The following is a 9,439-nucleotide window of genomic DNA, read 5'->3' on the forward strand; positions in this document are numbered from 1 at the left end:
GAATCAAGAATGAAAGAGTCAAGCATGAACGAGGATTCGCAAGGCCTGGGATTTCAGACGCGCGCGCTGCACCATGGCCACGACAGATCCGATCCCTATGGAGCCGTTTCTCCGCCGATCTACATGACCTCCACCTTCGCCTTCGACAACACGGCCGAGGCCGCAGCAGTGTTCTCCGGAGAAAGCGACCGATACGTCTACGGCCGGCAGCACAACCCGACGCAGCATCTCCTGGAGACGAGGCTCGCAGAGCTCGAAGGGGCCGAGGCCGCACTGGCCACCGGCTCGGGCATGGGAGCCATCTGCTCCACCTTGCTCACGCTTCTCTCGGCCGGAGACGAACTGATCGTGCACCAGACGATGTACTCGACTGCGACTTCATTGGTCGACGAGGGCCTGCCGCGCTTCGGGGTGAAGGTCACGAAGATCGACCTCACCAAGCCTGAGAACCTCAAGGAGGCCCTGTCCGATCGGACACGGCTCGTGTACTTCGAAACGCCCGTGAATCCGACGGCTCAGCTCTTGAACATTCGTGAGCTTGCAAAAGTGGCGCACAGCCGTCCCGGCGTCCGGGTGCTCGTCGATTCGACATTCGGCTCGCCCGCGCTGCAGCGGCCGATCGAGCACGGTGCGGACCTCGTGGTGCACTCCATGACAAAGTACATCAACGGGCACGGCGATCTGCTCGCAGGGGTCGTGCTTGGAGACCTGACGACGATCAAGCGCATCAGGTCGGAGGGCCTCAAGTACATGACCGGCGCGACGCTCTCGCCCATGCTGTGCTTCCTGGTCCTGCGTGGACTGAAGACGCTCACGCTGCGGATGCGTCAGCACAGCGAGAGTGCATTGAAGGTTGCCCGCATGCTGGAAGCCCACCCGGCGGTGAAGCTCGTGCGGTATGCCTACCTCGAAGGCAGCCCGGATCGTCCACTCGGCCTCTCGCAGATGAGTGCGGGTGGTGGGATGCTCTCCTTCGAGCTGCATGCCGGTGGCGACGGCGCCATCGCGATGATCGACCGGTTGAAGCTCATCTCCAGGGCCATCAGCCTGGGCGACACCGAAACCCTGATCACCCATCCCGGCACCCTGATCCTGGCGCGCCAGAAGGTCGAGCCTGCCGCGCGCCTGAGCGCCGGCGTGACGATGGACCTCATCAGGCTGTCTGTCGGGCTGGAAGATGTGGATGACATCCTCGCCGATCTTCGGCAGGCACTGGACTCATTGCAGTAGCGAGAGGAAGCCGGTACTCCAAGGGCAGCCAATGCGGCGCTGAAAGATCAGGTCGAGCGTTGCAGTTGTTCGGCGACCTGCAAGACGCAAGCGAGCAGGTCGGAGGTCAACGGCGCCATTGCCTTGCCCGTGCTGGAGATGGCCACCACCCGTCGGCGCAGTGCAGGGCGCTCGATGGAAACCTTGCGAAGTCCGTAGTCGGCAAGCAGCCTGTCGGGAATGCGCGAGGGCAAGATGCAATGGCCGACCCCGGAAGAGACCAGCTTGAGCATGGCGTCGATGGTCTCTGCTTCGGCCACATAGGTGGCCTGCAACCCGGCGCTGTGGATCATCCGCCTCAGAGCGTAGTGCGCGGGAAAGCCGACAAGGCGCAGGCTGAGGGTCGACAGGTCTTGGGGCGATTCCAGGGGGCTGCTGTCGAGGACGACCAACGCCATTTCGTCCTCGAACAGCGGCTTCGATGCCAAGGTTCCGCAGTCCACCGCGGAGTCGTAGACGAAACCCAGGTCCGCCTTGCCGTTCTCGACCAGAGCGACGACTTCTGGCGAGCTGCGGCTCAGCAGCGAGAGATTCACATCCGGATGTGTGCTGACGAAGAGCGAGAACACCTCAGCGACGAAGTAGTAGCTGAGCGTATGGACCGTTGCCAGGCGAACCGTGCCGTGCGTAACCCCTTGCCGGCGCACGCTGTCCACAGCGCGATCGATCTCTCTGAAGGCCGGCGCCAGGGCGTCGTAGAGTTTCGTACCGGCTTCGGTCAGCTCCACGCCGCGACCCGTCCGGACAAACAGCGATTGGCCAAGGTTCGATTCGAGCGTGCCCAGTTGCTTGCTCAATCCGGACTGTGTCTGGTCGAGTTTTTCGGCAGCCTTGGAAAGTGAACCCAGCTCTGCGATGCAAAGGAAATACCGCAGTGGCCGGTCAAGTGTTTCGATCGCCATCGTGTTTCGTGGTTAGTAGTTGACGGGCGACGCGAAAGAGTTGCTGTCGGACCCGTGCGTTCGGGTGACGCGGTCGCCCCGAAGTCCCGGCCTGCCATTCTGGCGCCCTTTCTACCCGATCGTTCTGGCTTGGTCAAAGGACACGTTCATCGACGAGGTCAAGGGTGGTGAGAGCGAACCGCCGCAGTTTCTCCGGCGTGTCAAGACGGGTCTTGAGGCGACGCTTACATTCCTTCTTAGAGCCGAACGCGCGATGTAGCGGATGCCCAGGGCTCGACATCTTCACGGGTGGTATCTGGATTTGATCCACGCCGGCGAGCCAATTCCGCAACGAGGCGCTGCAGCGGAATGATGGACACGAAGGGTCGCAGCAGATAGTCGACGCTTGCAAACGGCAGGTCGCAGTCTCCCTCGCCCAACGTCAGGACTTCCACGCCAAGCTCCTTGAGCAAGATCCGCAACGCTTCCGTACGGCCGCCGTCATCGACATTGGGAATTGCCGTGATTGCAGCCATGCGCGCCTCGAAGACGGCCGGTGTGCCATGCAGCGCGAGCTCAACAGACATTGACTCTGCCCATAGATAGGCGCCCTCCTTGATCTTCAGAGCAGCTTCCAGAACAGACAGCTCGTCAATACCAAAACCCGTAAGAAACAGGGGCTCCCTGTTGATCAAGCGAGGCAGGATGTCCACGGGAGCGGGCTTGCTGAGTGTTTCCTTAATCGCAGTCGGCACCTTGTCAAGCTGGTTGTCAAAGGCGATGCCTTGACTTCCCAGCATCTTTGCGACCAGGCGTCCGAGGACCGCGAGTGCAGTGAGATACGAAACCGTGTGCGTGCTTGCCCTTTCGTCAGCGCAAGTGCGAAGTACCACGTCTCCGCCCGGATTCTCTGCCCCCTCACCAGCAACGGCGATTGTCGTTGCACCGACCTTTTTTGCACGCTCGAAAAGGTGATGAGGAAAGCGCTTCGTGCCTCTATGGCTAACAACAACGATCTGGTCTTCCGAGCGGATCTCGCCGCGCAATGCATAGTCATGAGTCTCGACTGCGGCTGGACGCAGACGTCCACCTGACAACTCGGATACCCAGTAGGCAGCCACCTTGCAAGCATGTAGCGACGTTCCGATGCCAGCGAAGATCACCGGGCGGGTCGGGTCCAGCGCTGGGACGTCGATGGTCTTGAGAACCTTGGCAACAGCGTCGTACTGCGAAGCGATTTGATCGTCGAACGCAAAATGTTTCATGAGAAGCTCCTGTAAGTGAACATTGAGCCTCTCATCGTATTGATTATTGGACTTGCTAAAAGCTCCACTTTTGGTTCTTCAGATGGTCCAATTTGACCGGCCGTCAGTCGTTGAGGATTGCTTGGCGCAGACGATCGACCGCCCAAGCCGCCTGTGTTCGAGGAGTGTTGGCAAAACCAACAACGAACCCATTCAAATCCGAACGTTCCAATCCGTAGCCCGAGAGAGCGGTCGCGTTGATTCCTAAATTCAAGCCGCGCGCGGACGCTTCGGCATCAGGAACCGCGAGCCTGAGATTTGCAATGAAGTGCAGACCGGCGCCATGGTCGATCGGCTCGACCAGGTCCTTGATGGCGGAGAAGGCCTCCAGCAGTGCCTGTCGCCTTTCATCGTAGATAGGTCGCAGTCGTCGCACATGAGCAGCAAGATGCCCCCCGTCGATGAACTCCGCCGCAGCGGCTTGCACTTCGATGGAAACATGTCGGTCCCCGACACTTCTTGCCGCGCTGAAAGCATCGACTAGATCGAGCGGAACGACCATGTAGCCTAGCCGCAGAGATGGCGCCAGTATCTTGCTCAACGTCCCGATGTAAATGACTCGCCCACTCGCGTCCAGCGAGTGCAGCGAACTCACGGGCTTGCCCACATATCGAAATTCGCCGTCATAGTCGTCTTCGAGAATCCAGGCGTCGGCCCGTTCCGCCCAGTCGAGCAGCGCCATTCTTCGAGGCAGGCTCATGACCGAACCCAAGGGGTACTGATGTGAGGGCGTGACCATGGCAAGCCGCGCGTGAGGTGCAAGTACTGTGCCAGCCCCAGTGTCCATTCCATGAGAGTCGATAGGAATGGGAGCTAGTCGAGCCCCGTTTGCCGCAAGCGCGCTACGGCCGGCAACGTAACCGGGATCTTCGACCCAGACCGTGTCTCCTGGATCAAGCAAAACCCGCGCGGCGGTATCGATTGCTGCCTGCGATCCGGAAACGATCAGTACCTGCTCGGGCTCGCATGAGATTCCGCGGGCAGCTCTCAAGTAAATAGCCAGAGCTTTGCGAAGAGGCAGGTACCCGGCAGGGTCGCCGTACGGCAGCAGACGCTGCGGTTCCGCTCGCCAGAACCGTCCGGTCATTCTAGCCCACAAGGCGAAGGGAAACTGGTCCAACGCAGGGAGCCCCGGAGTGAGCGGTAGTGTTGAACTCGCGACGACGCCGATGCCCGCGTTGAGCATTCGCTGTCCTCGGGTGGAGGGCCGCCGCACCGGCACATCGTGCCCAACGGTTTTTGCGCGAGGAAGTCCTTCTGTGACATACGTCCCCGAGCCAACGCGGCCGTTCAGATAGCCCTCAGCCATCAGGCGTTCGTAGGCCAGTGCAACCGTATTCCGCGCTACTCCGAGCTCCGTTGCGAGTTCGCGGGTTGGCGGAAGACGGGTGCCCGATCGCAAGTTTCCGGATGAAATCGCCTCGCGAAAGAACATCACGATCTGGTCCTGAATCGGTCTTTTGTCGGTGCGATCGAGCGCGAAGCTACTCCACAGAGGATAGGTTGGGTTGGATTTCACTTCGAATTGGATCAGTCGACGTTAAAAAACTGGCACTACCTTGTGGGCCACATTGGTCATATTCTGCGCGCTATTCGAGGTCTTGTGCCTCATCAATTGCGCAAGGAAGACGCCGGAGATTCGTATGTCTGCTACCTCACTCCCAACCTACCTCCCGCGAGTCGAAGTGCTGAACCCATTCAGCGGATCGATCGTTGGCAATGTTCCGAACGACAACGAAAAAACCACGCGGGCTGCACTGGAAGCCGCGGTGCGGGGGTTCGAAGTGAGCCGTCGGCTCCCACGTCATCAGCGGGCTGCAATTCTCGAACGCGCCGCGTCGATCATTGAAGGTCAGAAAGATGAATATGCACGCCTGATAACGCATGAAAGTGGGAAGGTCCTGAAGGCTTCGCGGAAGGAGGTCGCGCGATGCGTCAATACCTTGAGAATTTCCGCAGAAGAAGCCAAGCGACTCGCGGGCGAAGTGATCCCTTTCGATTCGTACGTTGGGTCGGAAAGTCGCACTGGTTTTTTCACCCGAGAGCCCATCGGCGTAGTAGTCGCGATCACCCCATTCAACGATCCTCTCAACCTCGTAGCGCACAAGCTTGGTCCAGTCATCGCAGCGGGAAACTCGGTTGTGTTGAAACTGAGCGATCTCGCACCTTTGTCAGGGCTTCGGTTGGTACATGCACTTCTGGAGGCGGGACTGCCTCGGGATATCGTCACGGTCGTAACCGGAAAAGGCGACGTTGTCGGACCGCTGCTTGTCTCCAGCCCCTGCGTGAGACTCGTTTCATTCACTGGCGGCTTCAAAACCGCACATGCAATAAAGCGAGAGATGGGACTGGCGCGCATAAGCATGGATCTCGGAGGAAACGGGGCAGTGATCGTCCTGGACGACTGCGACATTGACGATGCTGTAGAGGCGATATCGTCTGGCGCCTTCTGGGCGGCGGGCCAAAACTGCATCGGAGTTCAACGCGTTTATGCGCAGAACCGCGTGTTTGCAAGATTCCTCGAGGCGCTTGCGCAGAAGGCAAATGCCTTGATCGTGGGGGATCCGTTGGATGAGAAAACCGATGTCGGACCCATGATCACAGTTGCGGCCGCTGAACGCGCTGAGGAATGGATTGGACAGGCCGTCGAACTTGGTGCGCGAATCGTCGCCGGCGGGACCCGCAAGGGTTCCATTCTTAGTCCCACCGTCATGGCTGATGTTCCTGACACCGCCATGCTGGCTTGCGAAGAGGCCTTCGCTCCTGTCGTATTCGTCAATCGAATCTCTTCGCTTGAGGAGGGTGTGATGAAAGCGAATGCCACACCTTACGGGATTCATGCCGCGATCTTCACGGGCAGTCTTGAGTCGGCGCTTGCGGCAGCGGATTTGTTGGAAGCGGGTGGAGTAATGATCAATGACTCTACCGACTTTCGGCATGACGCGATGCCGTTTGGTGGGGTGAAGGCTGGAAGTCTGGGTCGGGAGGGTGTCAGGTTCGCCATCGAAGAGATGACGCAGCCCAAGGTCGTCTGTATCAAGCGGCGAATCCGGAACGACGTTGCACTCGCAAATACTTAATCCAATAAGGTCCAACAAATGCTTCCGAAATGCGATCTGTTCGATAGCGCGCCTGCTCTTTGCCAGTTGGGTGCTGAAGAACTGGCGGAAAGATATTCGACAGGTGATGTTTCTCCTGTTGAGGTTGCCAAAGCAACAATCGAACAGGCTTTCCGCGTTCAGGAGTCCTTGAACGCGTTCACGTTCATCGACGTCGAAGGAGCCATGAAGGCTGCGAAATCGTCTGAGGATCGATGGCGGCTTGGTTCCCCGATGTCTGAGGTTGACGGCATTCCCACAACGTTGAAGGAGCTGGTTTGGGTTGATGGGTGGAAGGTTCGGTTCGGGAGCAATGCATCCTCTGAAGTCCCGTTGAAGTCAGATGCTCCCTCCGTAGCCTTACTACGAAAATCTGGAGTCGTATTCATCGGACAAACGGCGTCACCAGAATTTGGATGGAAGACCGTTACCGACAGCCCCATATGGGGAGCTACCCGCAATCCTTGGAACCGCTCGAAGACGCCCGGCGGATCCTCTGGAGGAGGGGCAGTCGCCGCTGCTGCCGGTGCAGGAGTTTTCCATCTCGGAACCGACGCAGGTGGATCGATTCGAATTCCCGCATCGTTCACGGGCATCGTCGGCATGAAGCCGACCTTTGCCCGGGTTCCGAACTACCCGCCAAGCGGATTCTTTTCCTTGTCACATACGGGCCCAATGGCCAGGACCGTGGATGACGTCGAGAGAATGTTGCGCGCCATGTTAGGGCGCGACCTGAACGATTGGTCCCAGCGCCAGGGCGACGCGCTCGAGTTGATGACGCATGCGGTCGATATTTCACAGCTCAAAGTGGCCTTTTGGTCAAAGCCACTCGCAGGTCCGCTCGATCCAGAGGTAGAGCGGGCCGTGAATGCAACACTCGCGGAACTGGCGAGTTACGGCGCCGCGATTGTGCCTTTTGATTTTCCGGCGATGGATGTGGTGTCGATCTTCGATCGACATTGGCTGTCCGGAGCTGCGCTGAAGTTTGCCACTCTGTCTGAGATGGAGCGCAACTTGCTCGATCCAGGCTTTCATGCCGCGGCTGAAAGAGGAAGTTTGCTTAGCGCCACCGATCTGCTCGACGCCCAAGTCAGTCGCGCGCGCTTCGGTGCGGCCATGGATCGGCTGCTATGCGAAGTCGATGTGGTGATCTCGCCTGCCACATCTATTTGCGCGTTCGACGTTGGACTCGAAGTCCCACCAGACAGTGCGATGAAGAGTTGGCCGGAATGGTCCAGCTTTAGCTATCCGCTCAACCTGAGCGGACAGCCTGCATGTGTCATCCCGTGTGACGTCCTGCCAAACGGACTGCCAATTGGCATCCAGATATTTGGGGCTAGAGGTCAGGACGATCGCGTCCTTGCGATCGCAAGAGCCGTTGAAGCGTTGATTGCCGAGAGAGGGTTGAATACATCCAATCGGATGGCATCCACCGCCGCTCTCTAGGCGGCGGCAGATTTCTTAACAAGCAGAGAAAGACGGTAATGAAGTCAAGAATGTTATCAGTGGGACTTGTTGCGCTTGTGATCGCAGCGTGCGGCAGGAGTCCGGAAGGAACTCCACCGCAATCTGCCGCTGTACCAAGCGCGGTGGCTGGAGCTTTCGAGAGCGCGCTTGTAGTCAAAATTGGGCATGTTGCGCCCACGAGCGGGCCTATAGCGCACCTTGGCAGAGATAATGAGTTGGGTGCAAGAATGGCGATCGACGACCTGAATGCAAAGGAGCTCAAGATTGGTGGAAAGGTCGTCAAGTTCCAACTGGTGGCGGAGGACGATGCCGGAGATCCGAAGCAAGGTACGGCCGTTGCCCAGAAGCTCGTGGATGAAAATGTCAACGGCGTGGTGGGACACTTGAACTCAGGCACTTCCATCCCCGCGTCGAAGCTCTACAACGATGCAGGCATTCCGCAGATTTCACCTTCTGCTACAAACCCAAAGTACACACGGCAAGGTTTCAACACGACGTTTCGCGTCGTGGCCGACGATACACAACTGGGTGGAGTCCTGGGAAAGTACGCAGTCGAGACGCTCAAAGGGAAGCAAATCGCGGTGATTGACGACCGCACCGCATATGGCCAAGGCGTGGCTGAGGAATTCGAGAAGGCTGCCAAAGCGGCCGGCGCATCCATCGTTGGGCACGAATTCACGACCGATAAATCGACCGACTTTGCAGCGATCTTGACCAAGCTCAAGTCTGCCAAGCCGGACATTCTTTTCTTCGGTGGGATGGATGCTGTGGGAGGTCCGATGCTAAGGCAAGTTAAGCAACTCGGCCTCGATGTCAAGTTTGTTGGCGGGGATGGTCTTTGCACCGAAGAGTTGCCGAAGTTGGCGGGTGATGCCATCGGTGACGGAACGGTGGTTTGTGCCGAAGCTGGTGGAGTGGACGGTGAGTTCAAGACGATGCAGCAGAAATTCAAAGCGGATTTCAAGGCTAAGAACGGCATCGACGTGCAGGTCTATTCGCCGTATGTATACGACGCCGTGCACCTTTTGGCAGACGCGATGACGCGTGCCGATTCTGTCGATCCCAAGGAATACCTGGCCGAACTTCGGAAGACGGACTACCGCGGGGTGACGGGGCCGATCCGATTCGATGAGAAGGGTGACATAAAGAATGGTGCCCTGACGCTATACACCTACAAATTAGGAAAGCGGCAGCAGCTGGCCGTGGTTCGTTGAGCGATCGGCACATCACGGGGTGCGAGACCGTCGATGTGCTTCTTGATAGTTCTTCCTGCGCGGAATCGCCTGTGATTCTCGTCAACGTATAAATAAGATTCGTGAGACATCTATGGAAATTTTGCTGCAGCAGATCATCAACGGTCTGGTTCTCGGCAGCATGTATGCCTTGATAGCCTTGGGCTACACCATGGTGTACGGCATCA

General features: G+C 58.3%; 7 protein-coding genes and 1 pseudogene. 5 read left to right on the top strand and 3 right to left on the bottom strand.

What is annotated here, in order from left to right:
• Positions 1-24 precede the first annotated feature (24 nt).
• On the top strand, positions 25-1,230 hold the full coding sequence (locus BLR24_RS29535) for a trans-sulfuration enzyme family protein (protein ID WP_093024122.1): 1,206 nt from the start codon (positions 25-27) through the stop codon (positions 1,228-1,230).
• A gap of 47 nt (positions 1,231-1,277) precedes the next feature.
• Here the strand turns inward: BLR24_RS29535 and BLR24_RS29540 are convergent, their stop codons facing one another.
• The 3 genes from BLR24_RS29540 to BLR24_RS29550 form a co-directional block, all read right to left on the bottom strand.
• A complete protein-coding gene (locus BLR24_RS29540) occupies positions 1,278-2,165 on the bottom strand; it encodes a LysR family transcriptional regulator (RefSeq protein ID WP_093024142.1) in 888 nt (295 codons plus the stop codon).
• A gap of 242 nt (positions 2,166-2,407) precedes the next feature.
• A complete protein-coding gene (locus BLR24_RS29545) occupies positions 2,408-3,415 on the bottom strand; it encodes an SIS domain-containing protein (protein WP_093024124.1) in 1,008 nt (335 codons plus the stop codon).
• A 103-nt stretch (positions 3,416-3,518) separates the two neighbouring features.
• Positions 3,519-4,973 carry a MocR-like pyridoxine biosynthesis transcription factor PdxR gene (locus BLR24_RS29550; protein WP_093024126.1) on the bottom strand — a complete coding sequence of 485 codons (1,455 nt, stop codon included), beginning with the start codon at positions 4,971-4,973 and terminating at the stop codon, positions 3,519-3,521.
• Positions 4,974-5,097: 124 nt separating this feature from the next.
• Here BLR24_RS29550 and BLR24_RS29555 point away from each other — a divergent pair, with 124 nt between their 5' ends.
• From BLR24_RS29555 to BLR24_RS30535, 4 genes and pseudogenes are all read left to right on the top strand, one after another.
• The gene (locus tag BLR24_RS29555) at positions 5,098-6,534 is read left to right on the top strand and encodes an aldehyde dehydrogenase family protein (protein ID WP_093024144.1); all 1,437 of its coding nucleotides are present in this window, start codon (positions 5,098-5,100) and stop codon (positions 6,532-6,534) included.
• 18 nt (positions 6,535-6,552) lie between these two features.
• Entirely contained in the window at positions 6,553-7,998 is a 1,446-nt protein-coding gene (locus BLR24_RS29560) for an amidase (RefSeq protein ID WP_093024128.1), read from the top strand.
• A 38-nt stretch (positions 7,999-8,036) separates the two neighbouring features.
• Positions 8,037-9,233 carry a branched-chain amino acid ABC transporter substrate-binding protein gene (locus BLR24_RS29565; protein ID WP_093024130.1) on the top strand — a complete coding sequence of 399 codons (1,197 nt, stop codon included), beginning with the start codon at positions 8,037-8,039 and terminating at the stop codon, positions 9,231-9,233.
• A gap of 112 nt (positions 9,234-9,345) precedes the next feature.
• Positions 9,346-9,439 (top strand): annotated as a pseudogene (locus tag BLR24_RS30535) (branched-chain amino acid ABC transporter permease); the annotation flags it as partial.

The sequence above is a fragment of the Variovorax sp. OV700 genome (genome assembly GCF_900099805.1).
GTDB lineage: Bacteria > Pseudomonadota > Gammaproteobacteria > Burkholderiales > Burkholderiaceae_C > Variovorax.

What these genes read in the sequence shown, in the direction of transcription:
- BLR24_RS29535 (WP_093024122.1), top strand. Translation starts at nt 25, where the DNA reads ATGAACGAGGATTCGCAAGGCCTGGGATTTCAGACGCGCGCGCTGCAC.
- BLR24_RS29560 (WP_093024128.1), top strand. Translation starts at nt 6,553, where the DNA reads ATGCTTCCGAAATGCGATCTGTTCGATAGCGCGCCTGCTCTTTGCCAG.
- BLR24_RS29545 (WP_093024124.1), bottom strand. Translation starts at nt 3,415, where the DNA reads ATGAAACATTTTGCGTTCGACGATCAAATCGCTTCGCAGTACGACGCT.
- BLR24_RS29555 (WP_093024144.1), top strand. Translation starts at nt 5,098, where the DNA reads ATGTCTGCTACCTCACTCCCAACCTACCTCCCGCGAGTCGAAGTGCTG.
- BLR24_RS29565 (WP_093024130.1), top strand. Translation starts at nt 8,037, where the DNA reads ATGAAGTCAAGAATGTTATCAGTGGGACTTGTTGCGCTTGTGATCGCA.